Below are 24,955 nucleotides of genomic sequence, written 5' to 3'. Positions count from 1 at the left end.
ACACCCTCGTCCGAAAGAGGATCCGCACAGCCATGACCGCCGCAGCCACCACCCGCAGCGAGCACGACCTGCTCGGCGACCGCGACGTCCCCGCCGAGGCGTACTGGGGTATCCACACCCTGCGCGCCACGGAGAACTTCCCCATCACCGGAACGCCGATCTCCGCCTACCCGCACCTGATCGACGCCCTCGCCGCCGTCAAGGAGGCCGCCGCCCTCGCCAACGAGGAACTCGGCCTGCTGGAGCCCAGGAAGGCCGCCGCCATCGTCGAGGCCTGCCGCGAGATCCGCGAGGGCAAGCTGCACGAGCAGTTCGTCGTCGACGTCATCCAGGGCGGTGCCGGTACCTCGACCAACATGAACGCCAACGAGGTCGTCGCCAACCGGGCGTTGGAGCTGCTGGGCCATGAGAAGGGCCAGTACGAGCACCTGCACCCCAACGAGAACGTCAACCTCGGCCAGTCGACCAACGACGTCTACCCGACCGCCGTCAAGATTGCGACGGTGTTCGCGGTGCACGGCCTGCTCGAGGTCATGGCCGTGCTGCAGGACGCCTTCGCCCGCAAGGCCGTCGAGTTCCGGGACGTCCTGAAGATGGGCCGTACGCAGCTCCAGGACGCGGTGCCGATGACGCTCGGGCAGGAGTTCTCGGCATACGCCGTCATGCTCGACGAGGACCGCAGCCGCCTCGCGGAAGCCGTCGAGCTGATCCACGAGATAAATCTGGGTGCCACGGCGATCGGCACCGGCCTCAACGCCCCCGCCGGATACGCCGAGTCGGCCCGCCGCCACCTCGCTGAGGTCACGGGGCTGCCGCTCGTGACGGCCGCGAACCTCGTAGAAGCCACCCAGGACTGCGGTGCCTTCGTCCAGATGTCCGGCGTGCTCAAGCGCATCGCCGTCAAGCTCTCCAAGAGCTGCAACGACCTGCGCCTGCTGTCCTCCGGGCCGCGCGCCGGCCTCGGCGAGATCAACCTGCCGCCGGTACAGGCCGGTTCGAGCATCATGCCCGGCAAGGTCAACCCGGTGATCCCCGAGGTCGTCAACCAGGTCGCCTTCGAGGTGATCGGCAACGACGTCACCATCACCATGGCCGCCGAGGCCGGACAGCTCCAGCTCAACGCCTTCGAGCCGATCATCCTGCACTCCCTCTCCGAGAGCATCACCCACCTGCGGGCCGCCTGCCTCACGCTCGCCCAGCGGTGCGTGTCCGGCATCACCGCCAACACCGAGATGCTCCGCGCGACCGTGGAGAACTCCATCGGGCTCGTTACCGCCCTCAACCCGCACATCGGCTACACCGCGGCCACCAGCATCGCGAAGGAGGCCCTCGCCACCGGTCGGGGTGTGGCCGAACTCGTCCTGGAGAAGGGCATGTTGCCACCCGAGAAGCTCGCCGACCTGCTGCGGCCCGAGGTCGTGGCGGGCAACGGCCCAGCCCTCGCCTGACCTGCGGACGCGCCCCAGGACCGGCCCGGCGGCACCATAGTGATCACGTGATCACGACGTCGTCACTGACCTTCCAGCCGGTCATGGAGCGCATCTCCTAGGGGGATCACGCGGCTCCCGGCCGGTGACCGTCTGGCCGATGAGGATGAGGGTCTGCGCTGCCCACATTGGATTTTTGTAGGCCTTGATCGATGCCGCTGACGGGCGTGGCACCGGCAGGAGATGCTACGAGTCTGTCAGTCCGTTGACGACACTGTGCTTGGTGACGGTCGATCGGTCGAGGTGACCGCCGACGCAGCGGTGGTGGCCGTGCGCACACCCAGGCGGGGCCGGCCGACTGTCCCGGCTGCGGGCGGCCTTCGTCGTGGGAGCACAGCCGCTACGTGCGGCACCCTGTGCCGTTCGGAAACTCATCGCCCCTGGGGAGACTGCGTATCTGTACAGCGTTGGTCGCCGCTGGCCCGTCTCGATCAGCCAGGCCAACAGGCTCGCCGCTGCCTCGTCGGGCGTCGGATCTGCGGACGTGGCCGGCATCTGCGGTGCCAGGCCCGGCCACTGCTCGAAGGGGGGACCGGGATCGTGTGGCCACGGCTCCACGCCTCCAGACACCGGAGCCGGTGTCGGATCCATCCAGAAGGGCAGCCTCCTGCGCCGGTACTCGGCGAAATCCGTGGCCAGCACGTCCTCCAGGCTGACGGCATCCACATCGGACAGGCCGACCGGTCTTCCCATGGCATCGGGCCGGCACATGAGCGGGACCAGGCCGCAGGTTGTCGGCTCGCTCAGCAGGCGATGCCACAGACGCTCGATGTCGTGCGGGAATTCGTCCGAGACCCACACGCGTGCGAGACCGGAAGACAGGAACCGGCCGGGAGGCAGACCATCGGGCAGGGCAAACGACATGGTCGCACCGTAGACGGTGGTGCTGACAGTGCGGCTGTTTGTGCCTCCAGGGATGCCTCCGCAACCAGTGATCCAAAAGAAGCGCCCTGGTTGGTCAGGCCATCGCTCGTTCGCCATTTAGGACAGAACCTGGCCCATATGGCGCCTAGCGTGTGCTTCAGGACGTACGGACAAGCACATGAGTCGGAGGGAATCGTCATGATCCTCGTGATCGGCGCGACCGCGCACTTCGGGCGGCAGACCGTGGAGACGCTGGCGGACGCCGGGAGGCAGGTGCGGGCTTTGTCTCGCGATCCGGAGCGGGCCGGGCTGCCGGAGGGCGTAGAGGTGGCGCGTGGGGACCTGACCGATCCGTCGACTCTGGGGCCCGCGTTGCACGGCGTAACCGAGCTTCTCCTGGTGCTGCCCTATGGCTTGGACGCGCGGCCGCTGCTGGAGCGAGCGCGTCAGGCGGGGGTGCGGCACGTAGTGTTCCTGTCCTCCGGGGCCGTCGTCGACAGCGCAGATCGGCAGCCGGACGTGATCGCCGCCTACCACGCACAGGTGGAGCGGGAGATTCGGGCGACGGGCCTTGGGTGGACGTTCCTGCGACTGTTCTTCCCGGCGATCAACTCGCTTGCCTGGGCGATGCAGTTGCGGGGCGGCAATGTGGTCAGCGGCCCGTACGCGTCGGCGGCCGCCTCGGTGGTGCACGAGCGCGATGTCGCGGAGGCGGCCGCCGCGGTACTCGGCTCCCCCGAACATGCTGGGCGCGTCTACGAGCTGACGGGCCCGCAGTCACTCACCCAGATCGAGCAGGTGGAGGCACTCGGCCTCGCCCTGGGCCGGGAGCTGCGCTTCGAGGAGGTGGCGGACCAGGCTGTACGGCAGCAGCTCAGTCAGTTCATGGACGCCGACTTCGTGCGGGCCCTGCTGGATCTGATGGCGGCCACGGTTGGCAAGCCGGCGGCGTTGAACGACAGCATCGAGCGGTTGACCGGCCACCCGGCACGCCCCTACGCGCAGTGGGCCGAGGATCACCTTGCGGACTTCCGCTGACCATGGCTTGCTGGCGATGTCAGCCTGTGAGTAGCCGATCGCCCCGCTGTCTACGTGAAGACAGCGGGGCGATCGGCGGGCACAGCCAGAGACCGGCGATCAAGGTCGTCACCTGGGCGGATGATTTCTCGGCACCCGCAGAGCTCATCGGTGCAGGGCGGGGTGGTCGGCGTTACTGCTTGTGACTACGCCGCCGGCCCCGCCAGAGCGCCGGATCGGGCGACGCGGCAACCGCCGCGCAGTCACATGTCCTGTGGAACGCGTCCGATGTCGCCTCCAGCTTCATTGCCGACAGCGAGACGGCGCCGCGGCCACGGGAGGCAAGCCGGGCGGTCGTCGTGATGTGCACGTTCGTGACTCGTGGGTACCGGGAATCCGGGCCGCTCAGCCCCGAGGAGATCGCCTGGCGCTACGGGCGCATGGCTCTCTCCCTCCTGGGGGCGTCGCGGGCACCGCAGTTCGAGTCACCCACCTATCAAGGGGCTTGATCGGTACGGGTGGACCGGCCCGTTGCCGAGCCGATCCGCTCTCCGCAGCGAAGCCGCCCGTCACACCGGTGCGGGCGCAGAGTCTGTCACCGCCCGGTGAAGCGCGGCACACGCTTCTCCATGAACGCCAGTGCCGCCTCCCTCCCGTCCTCGGACTCCACGCATTCGGTATGCCGTTGTGCCTCGAGGTCGAGTGCGCGTCCGAAGTCCACGGTCGCGCTGTCGGCGAGGTTCTGCTTGATACGTGAGACCGCGAGGGGCGCGGAGGCGGCGATCCGGCGGGCGATGGCCTCCACCTCGGGCAGCAGGTCCGGGCCGGCGAACACGCGTGAGACGAGTCCGATCCGTTCCGCCTCGGTGGCGTCGAACGGTTCGGACACCAGGTACTTCTCCCGGGCCCGGCCGGCGCCGATGATGCGTGGCAGCGTCCATGTTCCGCCGAAGTCGCCTGAGAGGCCTGCGTTGAGGAAGGCCGCGTTGAACTTCGCCGTCGCCGAGGCGTAGCGGAGGTCGCAGGCGCACGCCCACGACAACCCGGCGCCGGCGCACGCCCCGTTGACGGCGGCGATGGTCACGGCCGGCATCTCGTGCAGCAGCCTCGACGTCTCCATGAACTGCCGCAGCAGCTTGGCTCGCGACGCGGGGCCGACGCCCGCGGTGACCGCTCCGCCGGCGCCCTGGGAGAGGTCGCCGCCGGCGCAGAAGGCGCGGCCTGCTCCCGTGAGCACCAGCACACGAATCGCGGGATCGCTGGCGACAGTCTCGAACGTGCTCGTCGCCAGGTGGAGCAGTTCCGCGGTCATGGAGTTGAGCCGGTCCGGCCGATTCAGCGTCACCGTCGCGATGCCGGCCTCCACCCGCAGGTCCACCGGTTTGGTGTCACTCATCATGAGTTACCTCCGCCAATCGTCAGTTCTAAGCGATCGTTTAGATCTATACCCCTGTGACCGCCGAGGCTAGCCATGCTGCACAACTCTTGTCTAAGTGAGTGTTTAGTTTTAACGTCACCAACTACGCCGCGATCGATCACGCGGTGGAACGGCCGTGCCCTGGAAGGAGGGATTCGTGCCAACGCCCCACCATGGCCAGGTCATTGACGGTGCATGCCGACCGTCACCGGCCGGCGAAGCGCGTATCGAGGTGGAGAATCCGGCGACGCGGCGCGTCATCGCGACCGTTGCCGACGCTCATCGGTGTCTCCGCAACACCCGATCTCGTCTTCGGCGCCGTCGGAATGCAGGCGACTGTTCAGCACGGGCAGCAGGATGAACCTGACCGATGTCGAACACCTCGAACTCGCCGGATCGGGTTCGGCTCGCAGAGCGGCAACATCGCGCTCACCCGTAGTTGCAGGCCAATTGGCTGCGCCAAGCGAACGCCAGTCGCGCCGAGCCTGGCCTCACTGACAATCCGATCTCCGCCCAGGTGATCAAGCGATGAGAAATCGGATCCTCGGTGGACCTCGTCAGACCCGCCGCCGGCCGCGGCCTCACACCAGCACACCGTCCACACCGTCACATCTCAACCACGTGCGCGACCAAAGGAGTTCACGCATGCTGTTCAAGACCCAGGACACCCCACCCGTTCACCCGGCCAGGCTGCGAGCCGCCGTCGTCGGCGCCGCCGGGATCGCCGTCGCACTCACGCTGAGCGCCTGCGGCTCCAGCGCCGACGCCACCAGCAGCCCCTCCGCCTCCGGCGCCGCCCCGGGTGGTTCCACCGCCGGCGCCTCCGCCAAGGGCAACATCTCACCCGCCGATCCCTCCAAGGCCGGCAAGGCCGCCGAGTTGCTCCCGCAGAAGTACAAGGACAAGGGCAAGTTGGTGATCGGCCTGGACGCCTCCACCCCTCCCGGCGAGTACATCGACAAGGACGGCAAGACGATCCTGGGCTACCAGGCGGACCTCATCAAGGGGATCGGCCAGAAGCTCGGCATCACCCTGGAACTGGAGAACGCCGGCTTCGACACCATCATCCCCGGCCTCGCCTCCGGCCGGATCGACGTGGGCCAGGCCGGCATGTACGCCAAGAAGGAACGCCTGGAGAAGGCCGACTTCGTCTCCTACGCCAAGATCGGCTCCACCCTCTTCACCAGCAACAAGTCCTCCAAGAGCTACGACGGCCTTGACAGCCTCTGCGGTGCAGGCGTCGCCGTCCAGCTCGGCACCACTCTGCAGACCATGCTGGAGGACCAGTCCAAGAAGTGCACAGCCGACGGCAAACCCGCCGTCAAGGTCCTCACCTTCGGCAACGGCAGCGAAGAGACCCTCGCCGTCAGCAGCGGCCGCGCCGACGTCGGCTTCGACAGCCAGGAGACCATCAACTACCTGATCAAGCAGACCAATGGCCAGTTCAAACTCACCGGCTCCACCATCGCCGCCGACATCCCCAGCAGCATCGCCGTTCCGAAGGGCTCCGGCCTGGACAAGGCCATCCAGAAGGCCCTGGAGGAGATGGTGGCCGACGGCTCCTACGCCAAGATCTTCGACGACTGGGGCGTCTCGCCCATCATGATCAAGCAGCCGGCCATCAACGACACGGGATCCGCCGGCTGATCCGGGCCCGACGCAGCCGACTCACGCTGACTGAACAGGAGTTGAAGATGCCGGAAGGAGCCGGGACCATGACGGATCCCCAGGAGAAGACCAGGCCTGTCGCCGGGCCCACATTCATCGATGAGAAGCCGGTCCCGGTTCCCCGCCCCGGGCGGTGGGTGGCGGTGGTGGTGCTCACCCTCATCGCCGCCTGGGGCGTGTACACGCTGGGATTCGAGAAGATCCAGCGCGGCCATCTGATGCAGACCCGCCTCGGCTGGGAGGTGGTGGGCCAGTACTTCCTGTCCCCGAACATCTTCAACGGCCTGCTCATGACCCTGGAGCTCACCGTGGCCGCCATGGCCATCGGCATCATCGGCGGTGTCGTCCTCGCCGTCATGCGCCTCTCCAGTAACGCGATGCTCTCCGGCGCCAGCGCCCTCTACATCTGGTTCTTCCGCGGAACCCCCGTGCTGGTCCAGCTCCTGTTCTGGTTCAACCTCAGCTACATGTTCCCGCGGATCGACATCGGTATCCCGTTCGGCCCGGTCTTCGTCTCCCTGGACGCCAACACCTTCATCACCCCGTTCCTGGCGGCCCTGCTCGGCCTGGGCCTCCACGAGGCCGCGTACATGTGCGAGATCGTCCGGGCCGGCATCCTCTCCGTGGACGAAGGCCAGGAGGAAGCCGCCCAGTCCCTGGGCATGACGCGCCGTCGCGCCATGTTCCGCATCATCCTGCCCCAGGCCATGAAGGTCATCATCCCGCCCACCGGCAGCCAGACCATCGGCATGCTCAAGATGTCCTCCCTGGCAAGCGTCATCACTGTCGTCGAACTCCTGCACTCCGTCCAGCTGATCTACGCCTCCACCTACGACACCGTCCCCCTGCTGATCGTCGCGAGCCTCTGGTATCTGGTGGTCACGTCCATCCTGACCGTGGGTCAGTACTACGTGGAACGCCGCTACTCGCGCGGCTCTGTGCGGAATCAACCCCTCACCCCGCTCCAGCGGCTCCGCCGGATGCTCGACGACTTCCACCCCGGCATGCGCCAACTCCCGCCGAATGCCTGAGAGGTGACCCGCATGATGTTCCGCAGGCGCGCAGCCACAGCCCCCTCCACAGAGCGCCACGACGGCCCCATGGTCAAAGCCGCCGGCGTCTACAAGCGGTACGGCCCCCTGGAGATCATCCGCGGCGTCGATTTCGAAGTGCAGCGCGGCGAGGTCTCCGTGATCATCGGACCCTCCGGCTCCGGCAAGACCACCTTCCTGCGCTGTATCAACCACCTGGAGAAGATCGACGCCGGCCGCATCCATGTGGATGGCAAGACCGTCGGCTACCGGGAGGTGGACGGGCGCCTCCACGAACTCCGCGACGCCGAGGTCTGCCGCAATCGCGAGCAGATCGGCATGGTGTTCCAGAACTTCAACCTGTTCCCGCACAAGAACGTCCTGGAGAACATCATCGAAGCGCCCCGCGGCGTCCGGAAAATCCCGGCGGCGCAGGCGAAGGCCCGCGCCTACGAGCTGCTGGAACGGGTGGGCCTCAGCGACAAGGTGCGGGCGTACCCGGCCCAGCTCTCCGGCGGCCAGAAGCAGCGCATCGCCATCGCCCGGGCCCTCGCCATGGACCCCAAGCTGATGCTCTTCGACGAGCCCACCTCCGCCCTGGACCCTGAACTGGTGGGCGAGGTCCTCTCCGTCATGAAACAGCTGGCCCGGGACGGCATGACCATGGTGGTGGTCACCCATGAGATGGGCTTCGCCCAGGACGTCGCGGACACGGTGACGTTCATGAGCGACGGGAAAGTCGTGGAACAGGGGCCGGCGCCCGAGGTCCTGTCCAACCCCGAGGAAGAGCGCACCAGGGCGTTCCTGGCCCGCGCTATGAGTGAGAGAAGGGCATCAGCGTGAAACTCGGCGCAGCCGTGGCGAAGGCCTTCGCCGACCACGGCGTGGACACGATCTTCGGGCTGATGGGGGAGGGGAACCTCCTGATCATCGACCACTTCGTCCACGAACTCGGCCTGAACTACGTGGCCGCGGCGAACGAATTCGGAGCCGTCACCATGGCGAACGGCTACGCCCAGGCGGGCGGGGAAGTCGGCGTCGCCACCGTCACCCAGGGCCCAGGTCTGACCAACACCATCACCGCCCTCCGCGACGCCGTCAGCGCCGGGACACCCCTGGTCCTCCTCGCCGGCGACACCCGGGACACGGAGAACAAGCAGTACATCGAACAGGCGGAGTACATCGCGCCCACCGGCGCCGGCTTCATCGCCGTCGAATCCCGCCACTCCGTGCTCCACGACGTCGCGAACGCGTTCCATCGTGCGCGCCGTGAGCGACGCCCCATCGTCCTCAACGTCCCGGTGGAGATCCAGCACGACGACGTCCTGTACCGCACACCGGAAGGCGCGGCCGAGGTGCCACCCGCCGTCCTCGACAAGGACGAGATGGACGCGGCACTCGGCATCATCAGCGTCGCGCGCCGACCGCTCGTCCTGGCCGGCCACGGCGCGGTGCTCAGCGGCGCCGGGGACAGCATCCTCGCGCTAGCGGACCGCATCGGCGCACCCGTCGCGACCACCCTCCGCGCCAAGGAACTGTTCCGCGGGGACCCCCGCTCCATCGGCATCTGCGGCAGCCTCGCCGGCCCCGAAGGCTCCACGGTCATCGACCGCGCGGACTGCATCATCGCCCTCGGCGCGAGCCTGTCCAAGCTCACCACCGAGCGCGGCGCGCTCTTCCGCGGCAAGGCCGTCATCGAATGCGACGCCGACCCGGCCCGCCTCGGCGCGAACCTGGACGTCGACGCCGTGATCGCCGGTGACGCCGCGGACGTGGCACAGGCGATCGTGGGCTTCCTCGACCTCGCCGGGATCGCCCCCACCCGCTTCCACGAAGAGGCCGCCGGCCTCCTTGCCGGACTCCGCGACGACGGATACCGCGACAGCAGTGGCGACGGCGTCGTCGACCTCCGCACCGCCCTGTCCGTCATCGACGAAGTGGTGCCTGTGGACCGCACCCTCGCCGTGGACGTGGGACGGTTCATGGAGGAGACCGTCCGTCGGGTCCACGCGCCCGACGCCCGCTCCTACATCTACGGCGCCAGCTACGGTGCGGTGGGCATCGGCATGGGCACCGCCATCGGTGCGAGCTTCGCCCGTCCCGCGCGGCCCACGCTGCTCATCTGCGGCGACGGTGGCTTCATGATGACCGGGCTCACCGAGTTCAACACGGCCGTCCGCTACGGCAGGGACCTGATCTGCGTGGTCCTCAACGACGGCTGCTACGGCGCGGAGGAGGTCCAGTTCCGGGACCTGGGGAAGAACCCGGACCTGACCCTCTTCGACTGGCCCGGCTTCGAAGGCGTGGCGACGGCGCTCGGCGGCACCGGCGTCACCGTCACCACCCTGCACGAGCTGCACGCCATCAAGAACGCCATCGCCGCACGGAGCGGGCCGCTGCTCATCGACATCCGCATCAGCCCGGACGGGATGATCTGAATGTGGGCGATGCGCTTGATGGCGCCGCAACGCTTCGCGCCGTACGACGCACCGGAGCCCGACCAGGCGGATCTCGGGCCCGGTGACGTGCTGCTCCGGACTCTTGTGGGCGGGATCTGCGGGAGCGATCTTCAGTTCTTCCGAGGCATGCGGCAGATCGACGCCCCACAGCACACGCATCTCCCCGGCCCGGCGGGATTCCCCGGGCACGAGGTGGTGGGAGTGGTGGTCGCCTCCGAACACCAGGACGTGCGCCCTGGCGAGACCGTGGTCGGCTGGGCGACCAACTACGACGCGATCGCCGAGTACGTCGTCACCCGCGGCGAGGGCCTGACAGGTTTCGACGGGAGCCTGGCGGCCGAGGAGGCCATCATGCTGCAGCCCCTCGCGTGCGTGCTCGCCGCGGTGGACCGGCTGGGCGCCGTCACGGGCCGCACCGTCGCAGTCATGGGCCAGGGGCCGATCGGGGTCCTGTTCAGCCACGTGCTCAAGACCGCCGGAGCGGCGCGGGTCATCGGCGTGGACCGGGTGGACCGCCGGGACGCAGCCGCCGACTTCGGGGTCGACGAGATGGTGTGGGCGTCCGCCGACCGGTGGGCCCGCGCCCTCGCCGAGGACGAGCGCCCCGACATCGTGGTCGAGGCGATCGGGCACCAGACCGCCACCCTCAACGACGCCGTCGAGGCGGTGGCTCACGGCGGGCAGATCTACTACTTCGGCATCCCCGACGAGCCGATCTACCCGCTCGACATGGACCGCTTCCTCGCCAAGGACCTCACCCTGCGCTCCGGCCTCACGCGAGACCGCCGCCGCTGGCTCGCCGAAGCCGGCGAATACCTCGCCCGGCACCCGCGGCTGGCCTCCGCCTACGTCACCGACGTCGTCGGGCCGGACGACATCAACGGCGCCTACGAACGAGCCGCCGCCCCGAGGCCCGGCCAGCTCAAGATCGTCTTCACCGCGCCGACACCCGCGCCGGCCGCCTGAACACCACCGAACCAGTCCTGAACACCACCGAATCAGCAAGGAGAACCCACGTGCGTGTCATCGACCTCGAAACCGTGCTCCCCGGTGGAGACGGGGAGCACCCGGGAACCGGGCAGAGGGGCCCCGCCGGACCGGACCGCCTGCCGAACCCGCAGGGGTACGGCTGGTCCAACTACGACACCGTCTTCACTCGCTCGGACACCCCGGACGCACCGGCCGTGAACGCCGTGACTGACACCCGCCCGCCGGCCGAACGGGCCGCTGAGCTGGTGAAACTCATGGACCAGGCCGGCGTGGTCAAGAGCGTGGTGGCGGCGGCGTCCAACGCGGTCACCGCCGAAGTGGTCCAGGCGTTCCCGGACCGGTTCATCGGCTTCGCCCACCTGAGCCCCTATGACGGCATGCGGGCAGTCCGCGAGCTCGAGCGGCTGGTCCGCGAGGAGGGCATAGGCGGCCTCTCCGTGGCGGCCCTGTACGACGTCGTCTCGCCGAGCGACCGCCGGTACTACCCCCTGTATGCGAAGGCCGTGGAACTAGGGATCCCGGTGCGCATCTACACCTCCATGCCCTACGCCAACGACCGGCCCTACGACCTGGCCCACCCCCGTCACCTCGACACGATCGCCATGGACTTCCCCGAGCTGACCATCATCGCGGGCCTCAGCGGCTGGCCGTGGATCAACGACATGGTGGGCCTGCTGCGTCGCCACCCGAACCTGTTCTGCGACACCGCCGCGCACCGGCCCAAGTACCTCGGCCGGCCCGGGTCCGGCTGGGAGCAGTTCATGCAATTCGGCAACACCCTGATCCAGGACAAGGTCATGGTGGGGCTCTCCTGGGGCCTGCTCGGCATGTCCATGGAGGACATCATCGACGAGTACCTGGCGCTGCCCCTCAAGGAGTCGGTCAAAGAGAAGTGGCTGTACAGCAACGCCTGCCGGGTGCTGGGGATCGAGTGACCGCCACCGTGGATTTCGAGAAGGACGCCGCTGCGAAGATCACCCGGGGCATCACCGGGCTGCTGCGGCCGAAGACCATCGCCGTGATCGGCGCTTCGCCGGAGCGTCACACCCTGGGCAACCAGGTGCTGCGGAACCTCCGCACCTTCGGCTTCGCGGGCATGGTCGTCCCCGTGCATCCGCGCGCCGACGTGCTCGAGGGGTATCCGGCGGTGCCGGCTGTCGCGAAGCTGCCCGACGACGTCGACGTCGCGGTGGTCAGCGTGCGCGCCTCCCGCGCCGCGGGGGTGCTCCGCGAGCTCGCGGCCCGCGGCTGTCCCGCCGCCGTGCTGCCGGCCGCCGGGTTCTCCGAGGAGGAGCTCGCCGCGCTGCGGTCGGTCCTGGAGGAGCTGCAGATCGTGGTCAACGGCCCCAACTGCCTCGGCACGCTGAGCGCCGCCGACGCCGCCCCCCTGTGGACCGCCCACATCCGGGGCGACTTCCACACCGGGAACGTCGCCCTCGTGACACAGTCCGGATCCGCTGCGATCTCGGTGACCACCACCTCGGACCTCGGGTTCTCCCGCGTGATCTCCAGCGGGAACGAGCTCTCCCTGTCCGCCGCCGACTACCTCTCCTGGCTGGCGGACGACGACGAGACGGCGGCCGTGGGCTTGGTGCTCGAGTCGCTGAAGGAGCCGGAGAAGTTCCGGGCGGCGGTGCGGCGGGTGCAGGCCGCGGGCAAGCGGATCGTGGCCGTCAAGGTCGGGCGCACGTCGGCCGGCGGCCGGGCGACCCAGGCGCACACCGGCGCCCTGGTCACCGGGTACGACGCGTACCGGGCCCTCTTCCGGCAGCTGGGTGTGCCGCTGGTCCGCGACTACGACGAACTGGTGACCACCCTCCAGCTGTACTCGGGCCTCGGCTCGCGGCCCGTGGGCGGCAACCGGCTCGCGGTCATGTCCATCTCGGGCGGGCAGAGCGCGCTCGCGTGCGACATCGCCACGGAGGTGGGCGCGACGATCGCCGACTTCGCCCCGGCCACCGTGGAGCGCGTCAGAGCCGCGCTTCCGGGGACCACCGGGGAGAACCCCGTCGACATCGGCGCCAGCATCGACAAGGAGGCCCGCCGGACGGCGCCGGCGGTCGAAGCGGTCGGTGAGGACCCTGCCGTCGACGCCGTCGTCGTCGTGCAGGACGCCCAGGAGAAGCTGCCGCTCACCCCACGGCACGACTATCTGGAGCACATACGGCAGATCGTGGACGGTGCGAGGCCGTCCGCGAAGCCCGTGGTGCTGGTGTCCAGCACGGCGTCCCCGGTCCATCCGCTCCTCGCGGAACTGACCGCCGGCACGAACGTGACTATCCTGCGTGGCCTGGAACCCGCCCTGGCCGCACTGAACACGCTGGGTACGGTTCCGCGGTCCGCGGCTGAGGGCACCGGACCAACGGTTCCCGCCGCTCTGCTCGCGGAGCTTCGGGAGGAGATCGCCGTGCATCACGGGCCGCTCCCGCACGCGCTCGTCCAGCGGATCGTCTCCGCCTACGGCCTGCCGTACGTCCGGTCCCGGTTGGCGCGGGACGAGGACGAGGCGGTCACGTTCGCGCATGACCTCGGGTTCCCGGTGGTGGTGAAGATCGCGTCGAAGGACGTCCCGCACCGCGTGGACGTCGGCGGCGTGGTGGTCGGCATCGAGGATGAAGACGCGCTGCGTGCGGCGGTCCGCGGGATCCGCGAACGCATGCGGGCGCTCCCGCATGCCGAGGTGGACGGATACGAGGTCCAGGCGGCCGTCACCGGCAGCATCGAAGGGATCCTCGGATTCACGCGGGAGGAGCCGCTGGGCTCCCTGGTCGTCGCCGGATCCGGCGGGTCCCTGGCGGAGCTGGTGGGCGACCGGGCCGTGGACCTGGCGCCCGTGTCGCCGCAGGGTGCCCTCGACATGATCGCCCGGACCCACCTCGGCCGGCTGCTGTCCGGGTACCGCGGGCTCGCCCGGCCGACCGACGCCGGGCCGCTGGCCGAAGTGATCGTGCGCTTCGGCGCGCTGGCCGCGGAGCTGGGCGACCTCATCGTCGAAGCCGACCTCAACCCGGCCTTCATCAGGGAAGGGACCGGCGAGGTCACCCTTGTCGACGCCCTCTTCATCGCCCGCTGACAAGGAAGGATCCTGACCGGATGCCGGACTACCCGCGGCTGGACCGCCGCATTCCACGGCCGGGTGACCTCAGGCCGTTCCTGGCACTGCGGGGCGGCAAGGGTCTCGATCGTGTGCAGCGGCGGCTGTCCGCCGCGCACACGATCGAGGACCTGCGCCGCATCGCGAAGGTGCGCACCCCGTCCGGGCCGTTCCATTACGTGGACGGCGGGGCCGAGGAGGAGATCAGCATGGACCGGGCGCGGGAGGCGTTCCGCGAGCTGGAATTCCGGCCCGGCATCCTCTGCGATGTGCACGCCGTGGACATGACCACCACCGTGCTGGGCGGTCCCAGCGCGCTGCCGTTCGGCTTCGGCCCGACGGGCGGCACCCGCATGATGCACGCCGCGGGGGAGCGTGCGGTGCTGCGGGCGGCGTCGCGCGCAGGCATCCCGTACGCGCTCTCGTCCGTGGGCACCACCTCCATCGCGGATCTGGCGGCGGCGGAGCCGGGCGCACGGCGCTGGTTCCAGACATACCTGCTGAAGGACCGCGAACTCTCACTCCGGATGATCGCCGAGGCGAAGGCGCACGGCTACGACGCGCTGATCGTCACGGTGGACGTGCCGGTCTCCGGCAATCGCCTGCGGGACCTGCGGACCGGGATGTCCTATCCACCGCAGCTCACCCTCAAGACATTCCTCGACGCGTCCTACCGGGTCGAGTGGTGGATGAATCTCCTCACCACAGAGCCGTACACCTTCACGTTCGAAGAACCGGGCCGGCCCCGGTCCGAGCTGCAGGTGTCCGGGTTCAACGACAACACGACGACGTTCGAGGACCTCGCCCGGGTGCGTGCGGCGTGGGACGGGCCCCTGGTGATCAAGGGGATCCAGACGCCGTCCGACGCCCGCCGCGCCGTCGATGCGGGGGCCGACGGGATCGTGCTGTCCAACCACGGGGGCCGTCAGCTGGACCGTACGGCTCCGCCGCTGCATCTGCTTCCGTGCGTGGTCCGCGACGTCGGGGCGGACACGGAAGTGATGATCGACTCCGGTGTGCGTACCGGGGCGGATGTCGTCGCGGCGATCGCCTCGGGCGCTCGCTTCGTCCTCCTCGGACGGGCCTATCTCTACGGCCTCATGGCCGGTGGCGAGGCCGGCGTGGACCGGGCGGCCCACATCCTCCGCACCGAAGTGGAACGGACCATGCAGCTCCTCGGAGTGACGTCCATCGCCGAACTCGGACCGGAGCACGTGCGGCTCTTCAGCCGCCGGGCGCCATTGCCGTTCGACTGACGGTACGTCCCACCAGACCCCTACGAACCAGACCCCTACGAACTCTCCGACCAGGTGCCCGCCCGCCGCCTACCTCAATTGAGGTAGGCGGCCTTCGTTCGATCGCAGGTCCTCAACTTCGCTCGCGCGTACGGTGATTGAGACCCGGTGTCCTTCCTACAGTCGGTGGAGCGGTTGGAAACCCGCCGCTGTCTCAGCCCCCACCCCGGAAGGACCTCTTGGTGTCTCGCCCCGCCCCCCGCATGGCCCGTGTGCTCGACCGGCTGAACCGTGGCGGCCGCCGCAGGCTTGCGGTCGCGACGGTGGCCGGTGTCGTGGCCGGCGCTGTCGCCATCCCCGTCGCCGTCTCCGCCGTTGGCTCTTCGCTCGGCTCGGCTGCGGCGGCCACCGCGCCGCAGATCTCCAAGCCGGCCGCCTCCAAGACCGGCCCCGCCCCGACCGTGCAGGTCAACCAGGTCGGCTACCAGACCAAGAGCCCCAAGCAGGGCACGTTCGTGACCAAGTCCGAGTCGCCGCTGGCCTGGACCCTGAAGGACGCGGACGGCAAGGAGGTCGCGAGCGGGAAGACCAAGCCCGCGGGAGTGGACAAGTCCTCCGGTGAGAACGTCCACACCTTCGACTTCAGCAAGGTCGCCGAGAGCGGTAAGGGCTACACCGTCACCGTCGGCGGCAAGACGAGCGAGCCGTTCAGCATCGGGGACAACACCTACTCGCAGCTGCGCACCGACTCGCTGGCGTACTTCTACCACAACCGCAGCGGTATCAACATCGACGCCAATCTGGTCGGCAAGAACTACGCCCGCCCGGCCGGCCACATCGACGGCGCCGCGTCGAGTGACGAGAAGGTGCCCTGCCAGCCGAAGGTGTGCGACTACACCCTCAACGTCAGCAAGGGCTGGTACGACGCGGGTGACTACGGCAAGTACGTGGTCAACGGCGGTATCTCCGTGGCGCAGCTGATGTCGAGCTACGAGCGGACCCTGCACACCAAGGGTGCCGACAGCAAGGCGCTGGGTGACGGCCGCCTGCTCGTGCCCGAGCACGGCAACCACGTCCCGGACATCCTGGACGAGGCCCGCTGGGAGATGGACTTCCTGCTGAGCATGCAGGTGCCCAAGGGCGAGAAGCTGGCCGGCATGGCCCACCACAAGGTCCACGACAGCACCTGGTCCGGCCTGCCGCTGCGGGCCGACAAGAGCACCAACAAGCGCGAGCTGCACGCACCGTCCACCGCCGCCACCCTCAACCTGGCCGCCACCGCCGCCCAGGCCGCCCGGCTGTTCGAGCCGTATGACAAGGAGTTCTCGGCCAAGGCCCTGAAGGCCGCACGCGCCGCCTTCGACGCGGCGAAGGCCAACCCGAAGATGTTCGCCGACCCGGGCGACGCCACGGGTGGTGGCGCGTACAGCGACTACGACGTCAAGGACGAGTTCTACTGGGCCGCGTCCGAGCTGTTCATCACCACCGGTGACAAGGAGTACCGCCAGGAGGTGGAGAAGTCCTCGCTGCACAACGACAGTGAGGCGCTCTTCCCGGACGGCGGCATCTCCTGGCAGTCGGTCGGCGGGCTTGGCGCCCTGGACCTGGCCACCGTGCCGAACAAGCTGGGCGACGCCGGGGTCAAGGCCGCCCAGAAGGCGGTCACCGAGGCCGCCGACCGCTACGCCGCCGCCGCCGGCAAGGGCGGCTACGGCGTCCCGTACGCCCCCGGCGGCAGCTACGCGTGGGGATCCAACGGCCAGATCCTGAACAACATGGTCGTCCTCGCCACCGCCCACGACATCACCGGCAAGAACAAGTACCGCGACGCCGTCACCAGCGGCATGGACTACATCCTGGGCCGTAACCCGATGGGCATGTCGTATGTCACCGGCTACGGCGCTCGGTACGCGCACAACCAGCACCACCGCTTCTGGGCCCACGAGAAGGACGCCAAGCTGCCGCAGCCGGCCCCCGGTGCGGTGGCGGGCGGTCCGAACTCGTCGGTCGACGACCCGGTCGCCCAGACCAGGCTCAAGGGCTGCGCCCCGGCGAAGTGCTACGTGGACGACATCGAGTCCTGGTCCACCAACGAGATCACCATCAACTGGAACGCCCCGCTGGCGTGGGTCGCCTCCTACCTGGACGACCAGGCCTGACGCCGACACCGCGGCCTTGACGCGCCCCCTGTCACAGGGTTCTGGAATGCACAGAGCCTGACAGGGGGCTGGTGCGCCCGGGCATGCGGCTGAGGACGCCTGCCGCTCTGCGCGCTGATCTCCCCCACCGCGCCGCGGGCGACTGAGCGGAGACAGCAGTGACCGGCCGGGGGCCTCTCGCGTGGCGGAATGCCACGGAGGACGGCCACCGGCCGGTGTCTGTGCTCGGAACTGCCGGAACTACACCATCGGGTCGATGTCCGGCTTGCCCGTGCCGCCTGCCTGCTCGCTCTGCTCCTTGAGCTGGCGGGCCTTGTCCTTCAGACGCTGACGCTCCTGCGGGTCAGTGGCACGTTCCGCGGCCTGTTCCAGGTCCTGAGCCTTGGCACGCATCTGCTGGGCACGACCGGATTCGCCTGCAGCGCTCATGATCACTCCTTGGGTGATGAGGAAGAGCGGGCCCCATCAGAGAAACAGGCCTCGTCACTGTCTGCATCTCGATCAATCACCCACTGTTATCTATGCAGTTGGGGAGGGCCAACCGCCGCGCACGGGGGGGGTGAGCGGCATTGGGGCACTGCCGCAATGCCGGTCGGCGTGTCCCCGGGTGTCTCTCACTCGGTGCCGTACGTTCTGATTGGCCGCCGGCTCCCGCCCGTCGCCTCTTCTCCGGGAGCCGGTGGCCACCACCAACGCCAGTCGGGGAGATGCGTGACGGGCTGCTTCGTGGACATCATGGAGGCGGCGAAGGACCAGGGTCTCGGGGTCCAGGACGGCGCCCGGAGGCACCTGGGGTGACGGCTGCAAAAGGGGATGGCCTGGATGAACACATCCGAATCCTTTCGGGCCGGAGGCGATGTCCCCAGGACCTTCCAGCGCCGCGGGCTGCTGAATGAGCTGTCCGGGACGCTGGTCTCGCAGTCCCCGGTCGGGCTGGCTGTCATGGACACAGATCTGCGGTACCTGGCCGTCAACCCGGCGCTGGAGCGCATCAATGGCCTGTCGAACGAGGAGCATGTCGGCCGCACCGTCTCTGAGATCCTGCCGGGTGTGGACACCGGGGCCATCGAGTCCGCGCAGTGGCGGGTGCTGGAGACGGGAGTCCCGCTGCTGGATCAGAACGTCGTCGGCCGTACCTGGGCCGATGCGGGGCAGGATCATGCATGGTCGGTTTCCCTCTACCAGCTGCACGACTCTGTCGGCCGGGTGTGGGGAGTGGCCGCCTCGATCGCGGACGTCACCGAGCGGCACCGCCTGGCGACCGAAGCAGCCCGGGCCCGACGGCGCCTGGCCCTGATCGCCGATGCCTCGGCTCGCATCGGCACCGTGCTCGACGTGGACCAGACCGCACGCGAGCTGGCTGAGGTCACCGTGCCCGAGCTCGCCGACCTCGCGACGGTGGACGTCCTCGACACGATCCTGGCCTTCCACCGCGCTGCCGGGCCGGGCAGCGGACCGGAACTCTTCCGCGCCCTCGCCCTGGCCGCCGCCTACCCCTCCGAGGCCACCCGCGCCGCTGACCAGGTGGGCGACCTGGCCGCCTATGCCGCCGACCGCCTGGTCACCCAGTGCGTCCGCACCGGCAAACCGGTCCTGATACCCGATGTGAGCAACCGCGACCTGCCCCGTATAGCGCGCGATTCCGAGGCCGTGACGCTCCTGGCCCGCGCCGGCGTCCACTCCTACCTGGCTGTGCCGCTCACCGCCCGCGGCACAGTGCTAGGCGCCCTGGACCTCAAACGCGCACGTAACCCCCTGCCCTTCAACCATGACGACGCCGTGCTGGCCGGCGAGCTGGCCAACCGTGCCGCGGTGAGCATCGACAACGCCCGCTGGTACCAGAGCGTGCGCAACACCGCGGTGACCCTCCAGCGCAGCCTGCTGCCGGAGCACCCCTCGCACCTGGTCGGCCTGGAGACCGCCTCCCGCTACCAGCCCGCCCAGGCCACCACCGAAGTCGGCGGAGACTGGTTCGACATCATCCCCCTGAGCGGCGACAAGACCGCCCTGGTCGTGGGGGACGTGATGGGCAGCGGCATCGACGCCGCCGCCACCATGGGCCGACTGCGCACCGCCACCTGCACCCTGGCCGAACTCGACTTCGACCCCGCCCAGGTGCTCCAGCACCTGGACAGGATCACCAGCGGCCTGGAGCACTACATCGCCACCTGCCTCTACGCCGTCTACGACCCCCACCACGCCGAGTGCCGCATCGCGAACGCGGGCCACCTGCCCCCCGTCCTGGTCCACACCGGCCGACCCGCCGAGCTGCTCGACCTGTGCCCCGGCGCGCCGCTGGGTGTCGGCGGTGTCACCTTCCACAGCAGCACGGTCGATCTCGGTCCCGGCGACGATCTGGTCCTCTACACCGACGGCCTGGTCGAAACGCGCCACCATTCCATCGACGACCGCCTCGATACCCTCCTCCGCCTGCTGGACGGCTCCGAGCACCGCGCCGTGGAAGAAACCTGTGACCTGCTCCTGCACGCCCTGCGGAACCCCGGCGACCACGACGACGTCGCCCTGCTCATCGCCCGGGTCCGCCCCGCCCAGCCCTGACTAGTGAGCGGCAGCCTTCGACAGGCGCCGGGCCGCCAGCTCCGCGTACACCGCGGCGCCGTCCGGCAGCACCGCGTCGTCGAAGACCGCGAGCGGCGAGTGGTTGTTGGGGGAGCGTTCGGGGTCGGCGCCCGGCGGCGGCGAGCCCAGCGTCAGCATGACGCCCGGCACCTCAGCGATCACCCGCGAGAAGTCCTCCGAGCCGTGCAGAGGCTGCTTCATCGGCGCGTAGAACTCCTCACCCAGCGCCTCCCGCACCGCGTTCGCAGCGAAGTCCGCCTCCGCGTGGTCGTTGACCGTCACCGGGTACTGCTCGACGAACTCCGCGTCCACGGTGACCCCGAAGGCGTGTGCGATGCCGCGGCAGACCTCGACCGTGCCGTCCTTCACCGTGGCCTGCGCGGCAGGCGAGAAGCTGCGCACGGTTGCGTGGAACACCGCGTTGTCCGGTATGACGTTCTGCGCGGTGCCGGCGTGGAAGGTGCCCACCGTCAGTACCACCGGGTCGAAGATGTCGAAGGTCCGGGTGATCCAGGCCTGGAGCGCGGTGACCATGGCGCAGGCCGCCTGCACCGGGTCCTTGGCGCGGTGCGGCATCGAACCGTGCCCCCCGGCGCCTTTGACCGTCACCCGCAGCACGTTGGAGGCGGCGAGCGCCGGACCGCCGCGCGTGCCGAAGACGCCGCTGTCCAGGCCGGCCGACATCACATGGATCGCGTACGCCGCGTCCGGCTTCCGGCCGGACGCGTCCAGCACGCCCTCCGCCAGCATCTGCCCGGCGCCGTCGTACCCCTCCTCGCCGGGCTGGAACATGAACACCACATCGCCGGCGAGCTGATCGCGGTGCGCGGAGAGCAGCTTCGCGGCGCCGGTGAGCATCGTGGTGTGCAGGTCGTGGCCGCAGGCGTGCATCCGTCCGGTGTCGGAGGCGAAGTCCAGACCGGTCCGTTCGGCGACCGGCAGACCGTCCATGTCGCCGCGCAGCAGCACTGTCGGGCCGGGGCGGGAACCGCGCAGCACCGCCGTCACCGAGCTGAGGCCGCTGCCCGTGCTGATCTCCAGTGGCAGCCCGTCAAGCGCCGCCAGGACCGTCTCCTGGGTGCGCGGCAGGTTCAGGCCGACCTCGGGAATGCGGTGCAGCGTGCGCCGGAGCTGTACCAGGTCGCCGGAGAGGGCACGGGCGTCGTCCCGCAGATTCATCGGTACTCCTTCGTGAAATGGGGCAGGTGGTGGGGGTGCTTCGGCCGTACGTCAGCAGTCCGCCGCGGGCGGGACACGACGTACGGCCAGATCTGTCGGACGTCAGGAGTCCGTGCGCTGCGGCAGCCGGACGAGAAATGTCGCGAGGAAGGCGATCGTGGCGGCCGCAGCGGCCCACCACGGCACCGCCGCGAGGTGCCCGGTCTTGCCCAGCCACTCCGCCAGCAGCGGGAACGTACCGCCGAAGAGGCCGACGCCCACCGTGAACGGCACGCCCATCGCGACGGTGCGCACCGCCACCGGGAACAGCTGGGCGAAGAGCACGTTGGTCACGCCGAGCGGTGTCGCGACCAGCAGCAGATAGACCGTGGTCACCAGCCACATCGGCATCGTCCCGTGTGCCAGAGCCAGCATCAGCGGAACGGTGCCGAGCGCCAGTAGACCGAGCCCCACGCGGATGGCCTTCAGCTCGCCCACCCGGTCGGCGGTCCGCCCGGCAAAGACCATCGCGCCGATCAGCACGACCAGCGGCAGCAGCATCGCGGCGGCCGAATCTGCGCCGGAGGCCGCGCCGACCTTCTCGGCGTACTGCGGGAGGTAGGTGGTGCCGTAGTAGTACCCGACGGTGATGCCCAGCGTGAGGAGGAAGACCGCAAGCATGTTGCGGGCGTTCGCCTTGTACAGCGCGAAGCGCTCGGCGCGCGTGGTGGTCGACTTCTGCTCGGCGAACGCCTCGCTCTCCTCGGCGCTGCGCCGGATCCACAGCGCGAGCAGGCCCAGCGCCGCCGCCACCAGGAAGCCGATCCGCCAGCCGCCGCCGGCCACGCCGTCTTTGCCGAGGGTGGCCAGCAGCACGGCCAGCACGCCGAAGGACAGGATGTTGCCGACGATCACGCCGGAGTAGGAGATCGCGCTGTAGAGGAAGCGCAGTCGGCCGGGCGCGGTCTCGGTGACATACGCGGCCGCCGCCGGATTCTCGCCGCCCATCGACAGGCCCTGCACCAGGCGGAGCAGCAGGAGCAGCACCGGCGCCCCGACACCGATCATGGCGGCCGTCGGCAGGGCCGCGATCAGCACGCTCGCGCCGGAGATGATCGCCATGCTGAGCGTCAGCCCGAAACGGCGGCCGCGGGTGTCGCTGAGCCGCCCCATCACGTACGAGCCGAAGGGCCGTACGACGAAACCGACCGCGAAGCCCAGATAGGCCGCCATCAACTTGGTCACCGGATCGTCGCCCGGGAACAGCTGTGAGGCGAAATACGGCGCCAGTACGGCGTAGATCGCCCAGTCGAAGGACTCGACCACGCCGCCGACGGTGGCGGCGAGCAACGCCTTGCGCCCGTTGTCGGTCCCGCCGCGGACCGATCGGACGGCCGGTGCCGCCACTGTTGATGTCATCGCCAACCTCTTCCCGTAGGCCAGGGTCCGAGCCCGGTTTCCGGCGTTGCCTGGATGGGACGCAACTCTGGACATCGGTCGGTCATCGGCACATTGATTACCCTTATCGGGTAGGAAAGCTTCACCGGGACGGGTTGATATGCAGGAAAGTGCTTCTTCAAGGGGTGCCAAAGTCGCCAACGGTCTGAGCGACCTCAGCGACCTCAGCGACCTCGACGCTCAGCTGATCCACGCGCTGCAGATCGCGCCGCGCGCCTCATGGCAGACCGTCGCGCCCGTCCTCGGCATTGACCCGGTCACCGCCGCGCGCCGCTGGAGCCGGCTGCAACGCTCCGGGCTCGCCTGGGTCACCGGCTATCCGGGACGCCGGCTGCTGGAGCGGATGTGCGTCGCGTTCGTCGAGGTCGACTGCATGGCCGGCAGCGTCGACACGGTGACCGAAACCCTCGTACGCATGCCGCAGGTCGCCACCGTCGAGCACATGGCCGGCGGCCGGGACCTCGTCGTCACCGTCTTCGTACCCAGCCTCGGCGACCTCTCCGCGCTGCTGCTGCGCCGCATCGCCGACCTGCCCGGCGTCACCGCCACCCGCGCCGCCATCGCCACCCGGGTCTACGGCGAGGGCAGCCGCTGGCGGCTGCGCGCACTGGACGCCCGGCAGAGCGAGGCACTGCGTACCGCGGAGGCGCCGCAGTCGGCCGGTGCGCCGCTGGACGCCCAGGACCGCGCGCTGGTCACCGCGGTCTCCTCCGACGGGCGGGGGAGTGCGGTGGAGATCGGGCGTACGGTCGGACTGAGCGCGCCCACGGTGCGCCGCCGCCTCGGCCGGCTCATCGCCGACCATGATGTCGCGCTGCGCTGCGAAGTGGCGCGTGAGCTCACCGAGTGGCCGGTCTCCTCGACCCTGTGGGCGAGCGTGCCCGCCACACACCACGCCGATACCGTGCGCGTCCTGCTCACCCTCCCCGAGGTGCGGCTGTGCGCCGCGGTGACCGGCCCGCAGAACCTTCTCTTCACGCTGTGGCTGCACTCCATCCAGGACGTCCAGCGTCTGGAGACCCAACTCGGCGAACGCCTCCCGCAACTCCGCCTGCACGACCGCGCGATCGTCCTGAAGCAGTCCAAGCTGATGGGCCGCGTACTCGACGACCGCGGCCGCGCGATCGATGTCGTACCGGTGGATCCTTGGGCAGGCTGACGACAGATTCAGGTCCTGCGTGGTGTCCCGGCTGAGATTGATGCTTGGTTCGCCGAGGTTCTCCTCCAGATCCAGATGCGCGAGCAACCCCATCCCGGGCGTGGAGCGGTACGGCGAGCGGCGCGGCGGCCAGGCCGGCGCGATCTGGCGACCGGTCTGGCCTGCGGGTGCCGATTAATCATCCGGCCTGGTCAAGCGGTAGGTCGGTACTCGTGGAGGGTTCCGCCGAGCCGGTCTCGTCGACGAACTTCCAGGTGTCTGACGTGTGTGTGCTGGCACGTTGATCGGTTCGGGTGGTGGGCGAAGCGGCGCGGCTTGCTTCAGGGTTCGGTGCGGCCGGTGCCCGTTATAGAACGTCGCGAACTCGCGCAGCGCGTGGAGGAGGGGGCGCTGGTTCCAGATCAGGGTGCGGCCCAGAAGCTCGCGCCGGCAGGTCTGTATCCACTGCTCAATGATCGAGTTCATGCGGGGATCGAGTTCATGCGGGGCACGTGGATGCCACACTTGATGACCGCCAGTCCGGCACCGATCAGGACCGCGTCGAAGACTGCGGTGAACTTGAAATCTCGGTCGCGGATCAGGAAGTTGACCCTGCTGCCCACATCCTCCAAGTCCATGATGAGGTTGCGCCCGCGCTGCGTGACCCAGGCGGCGGTGGGGTGGGCGGTGGCAACAAGCCAGCATTCACGCCGGGCGACCGGTTCCTGCTCGCCGGGCTGCTCCACCACCTGCCGATGGACAAGCTTCGACGGCCTCACGACAGACAAAGAAACGCTGCGTCGGGCTGAGCAGGCGATCACCGAGACCGCTCGCATCCATAAGGCGCAACAGCGGACCGAGTTCGAAGACCGTGGAGTCGTGGCCGAGCAGGCCCTGGAGCAGTTCCTTGCGTACGGCGGCAGGCTCAACCCGCGTGCCTGGATGAAGCGTTGGGCTCGGCGGCTCAGGTTTCCGGCGCTCGCGGTGTGGGTGCGGCATGCATGGCCACGTAGGGACGCTACGTGCGGAGAGGCACTTGGCGGAAGCGGGTGCCTGTGTCTGAACCTCGCGCGGCTGATAGCGATTTACTTCTCCTGCGCATCACGCCGCGTAAGCCTGGGATCGTAGAATCGGTGGCCATCGTGAAGTGAGGGGGCGGATGTGAGTGGGACTTCTATGGCTTCGGACGACATGTTCTCG

Annotated in this window: 22 protein-coding genes; 15 read left to right on the top strand and 7 right to left on the bottom strand. The window is 69.1% G+C overall.

Annotated elements, in window-relative coordinates; all coding sequences use genetic code 11:
* Nucleotides 1-32 precede the first annotated feature (32 nt).
* Nucleotides 33-1,448, top strand: a complete 1,416-nt coding sequence (gene aspA / locus EOT10_RS19420; RefSeq protein WP_127829487.1) for an aspartate ammonia-lyase — start codon at nucleotides 33-35, stop codon at nucleotides 1,446-1,448.
* 225 nt (nucleotides 1,449-1,673) lie between these two features.
* Here the strand turns inward: aspA and EOT10_RS42035 are convergent, their stop codons facing one another.
* Nucleotides 1,674-2,351 (bottom strand): hypothetical protein, encoded by a 678-nt coding sequence (locus EOT10_RS42035; protein ID WP_223281083.1) that lies wholly within the window; start codon nucleotides 2,349-2,351, stop codon nucleotides 1,674-1,676.
* Between the two features lie 198 nt (nucleotides 2,352-2,549).
* Here EOT10_RS42035 and EOT10_RS19410 point away from each other — a divergent pair, with 198 nt between their 5' ends.
* Complete coding sequence (locus EOT10_RS19410; protein ID WP_127829486.1) at nucleotides 2,550-3,389, top strand: NmrA family NAD(P)-binding protein; 840 nt, start codon at nucleotides 2,550-2,552, stop codon at nucleotides 3,387-3,389.
* Nucleotides 3,390-3,640: 251 nt separating this feature from the next.
* Nucleotides 3,641-3,877: a TetR-type transcription factor C-terminal domain-containing protein gene (locus EOT10_RS43165; RefSeq protein WP_189491818.1), complete on the top strand. Its 237-nt coding sequence runs from the start codon at nucleotides 3,641-3,643 to the stop codon at nucleotides 3,875-3,877.
* Between the two features lie 86 nt (nucleotides 3,878-3,963).
* On the opposite strand, the gene EOT10_RS19405 is transcribed toward EOT10_RS43165, so the two are convergent.
* On the bottom strand, nucleotides 3,964-4,764 hold the full coding sequence (locus tag EOT10_RS19405) for an enoyl-CoA hydratase-related protein (RefSeq protein ID WP_127829485.1): 801 nt from the start codon (nucleotides 4,762-4,764) through the stop codon (nucleotides 3,964-3,966).
* Between the two features lie 666 nt (nucleotides 4,765-5,430).
* On the opposite strand from EOT10_RS19405, the gene EOT10_RS19400 reads away from it, so the two are divergent.
* The 9 genes from EOT10_RS19400 to EOT10_RS19360 all read left to right on the top strand — a co-directional run bounded on the left by EOT10_RS19400 (nucleotide 5,431) and on the right by EOT10_RS19360 (nucleotide 17,421).
* A complete protein-coding gene (locus EOT10_RS19400) occupies nucleotides 5,431-6,432 on the top strand; it encodes an ABC transporter substrate-binding protein (protein ID WP_127829484.1) in 1,002 nt (333 codons plus the stop codon).
* 68 nt (nucleotides 6,433-6,500) lie between these two features.
* Nucleotides 6,501-7,484 (top strand): amino acid ABC transporter permease, encoded by a 984-nt coding sequence (locus tag EOT10_RS19395; RefSeq protein ID WP_127829483.1) that lies wholly within the window; start codon nucleotides 6,501-6,503, stop codon nucleotides 7,482-7,484.
* Between the two features lie 69 nt (nucleotides 7,485-7,553).
* Entirely contained in the window at nucleotides 7,554-8,327 is a 774-nt protein-coding gene (locus EOT10_RS19390) for an amino acid ABC transporter ATP-binding protein (RefSeq protein ID WP_148671506.1), read from the top strand.
* Nucleotides 8,324-9,922, top strand: a complete 1,599-nt coding sequence (locus EOT10_RS19385; RefSeq protein ID WP_127829482.1) for a thiamine pyrophosphate-binding protein — start codon at nucleotides 8,324-8,326, stop codon at nucleotides 9,920-9,922. The genes EOT10_RS19390 and EOT10_RS19385 overlap by 4 nt, the downstream gene beginning before the upstream one ends.
* An 18-nt stretch (nucleotides 9,923-9,940) precedes the next feature.
* A complete protein-coding gene (locus tag EOT10_RS19380) occupies nucleotides 9,941-10,909 on the top strand; it encodes a zinc-dependent alcohol dehydrogenase (RefSeq protein ID WP_223281082.1) in 969 nt (322 codons plus the stop codon).
* Between the two features lie 50 nt (nucleotides 10,910-10,959).
* Nucleotides 10,960-11,868: an amidohydrolase family protein gene (locus tag EOT10_RS19375; protein ID WP_127829480.1), complete on the top strand. Its 909-nt coding sequence runs from the start codon at nucleotides 10,960-10,962 to the stop codon at nucleotides 11,866-11,868.
* Nucleotides 11,865-14,006: an acetate--CoA ligase family protein gene (locus EOT10_RS19370; RefSeq protein ID WP_189491781.1), complete on the top strand. Its 2,142-nt coding sequence runs from the start codon at nucleotides 11,865-11,867 to the stop codon at nucleotides 14,004-14,006. The genes EOT10_RS19375 and EOT10_RS19370 overlap by 4 nt, the downstream gene beginning before the upstream one ends.
* 20 nt (nucleotides 14,007-14,026) lie before the next feature.
* On the top strand, nucleotides 14,027-15,283 hold the full coding sequence (locus EOT10_RS19365; protein ID WP_127829478.1) for an alpha-hydroxy acid oxidase: 1,257 nt from the start codon (nucleotides 14,027-14,029) through the stop codon (nucleotides 15,281-15,283).
* Between the two features lie 242 nt (nucleotides 15,284-15,525).
* Nucleotides 15,526-17,421 (top strand): glycoside hydrolase family 9 protein, encoded by a 1,896-nt coding sequence (locus EOT10_RS19360; RefSeq protein ID WP_127829563.1) that lies wholly within the window; start codon nucleotides 15,526-15,528, stop codon nucleotides 17,419-17,421.
* A gap of 240 nt (nucleotides 17,422-17,661) precedes the next feature.
* Here the strand turns inward: EOT10_RS19360 and EOT10_RS19355 are convergent, their stop codons facing one another.
* On the bottom strand, nucleotides 17,662-17,850 hold the full coding sequence (locus tag EOT10_RS19355) for a DUF6381 family protein (protein WP_127829477.1): 189 nt from the start codon (nucleotides 17,848-17,850) through the stop codon (nucleotides 17,662-17,664).
* Nucleotides 17,851-18,243: 393 nt separating this feature from the next.
* Here EOT10_RS19355 and EOT10_RS19350 point away from each other — a divergent pair, with 393 nt between their 5' ends.
* Nucleotides 18,244-19,980, top strand: a complete 1,737-nt coding sequence (locus EOT10_RS19350) for a SpoIIE family protein phosphatase (protein ID WP_223281081.1) — start codon at nucleotides 18,244-18,246, stop codon at nucleotides 19,978-19,980.
* Here EOT10_RS19350 and EOT10_RS19345 read toward each other — a convergent pair whose 3' ends face one another.
* Nucleotides 19,981-21,180: a M20 metallopeptidase family protein gene (locus EOT10_RS19345; RefSeq protein WP_127829475.1), complete on the bottom strand. Its 1,200-nt coding sequence runs from the start codon at nucleotides 21,178-21,180 to the stop codon at nucleotides 19,981-19,983.
* A gap of 102 nt (nucleotides 21,181-21,282) precedes the next feature.
* Nucleotides 21,283-22,578 carry an MFS transporter gene (locus tag EOT10_RS19340; RefSeq protein WP_127829474.1) on the bottom strand — a complete coding sequence of 432 codons (1,296 nt, stop codon included), beginning with the start codon at nucleotides 22,576-22,578 and terminating at the stop codon, nucleotides 21,283-21,285.
* Nucleotides 22,579-22,717: 139 nt separating this feature from the next.
* On the opposite strand from EOT10_RS19340, the gene EOT10_RS19335 reads away from it, so the two are divergent.
* Nucleotides 22,718-23,776, top strand: a complete 1,059-nt coding sequence (locus EOT10_RS19335) for an Lrp/AsnC family transcriptional regulator (RefSeq protein WP_127829473.1) — start codon at nucleotides 22,718-22,720, stop codon at nucleotides 23,774-23,776.
* 174 nt (nucleotides 23,777-23,950) lie between these two features.
* Here EOT10_RS19335 and EOT10_RS42030 read toward each other — a convergent pair whose 3' ends face one another.
* A complete protein-coding gene (locus tag EOT10_RS42030; protein ID WP_223281080.1) occupies nucleotides 23,951-24,241 on the bottom strand; it encodes an integrase core domain-containing protein in 291 nt (96 codons plus the stop codon).
* Complete coding sequence (locus tag EOT10_RS42025; protein ID WP_223281079.1) at nucleotides 24,238-24,504, bottom strand: hypothetical protein; 267 nt, start codon at nucleotides 24,502-24,504, stop codon at nucleotides 24,238-24,240. Before EOT10_RS42025 ends, EOT10_RS42030 begins: the two co-directional genes overlap by 4 nt.
* Here EOT10_RS42025 and EOT10_RS43370 point away from each other — a divergent pair.
* Nucleotides 24,392-24,883, top strand: a complete 492-nt coding sequence (locus tag EOT10_RS43370; protein WP_488803550.1) for a hypothetical protein — start codon at nucleotides 24,392-24,394, stop codon at nucleotides 24,881-24,883. The two genes, EOT10_RS42025 and EOT10_RS43370, sit on opposite strands and share 113 nt — an antisense overlap.
* Nucleotides 24,884-24,955: the final 72 nt, after the last annotated feature.

It is taken from the genome of Streptomyces antnestii (assembly GCF_004005495.1).
Lineage (GTDB): Bacteria > Actinomycetota > Actinomycetes > Streptomycetales > Streptomycetaceae > Streptomyces > Streptomyces antnestii.
This window is presented reverse-complemented; position numbering and strand designations above follow the sequence as displayed.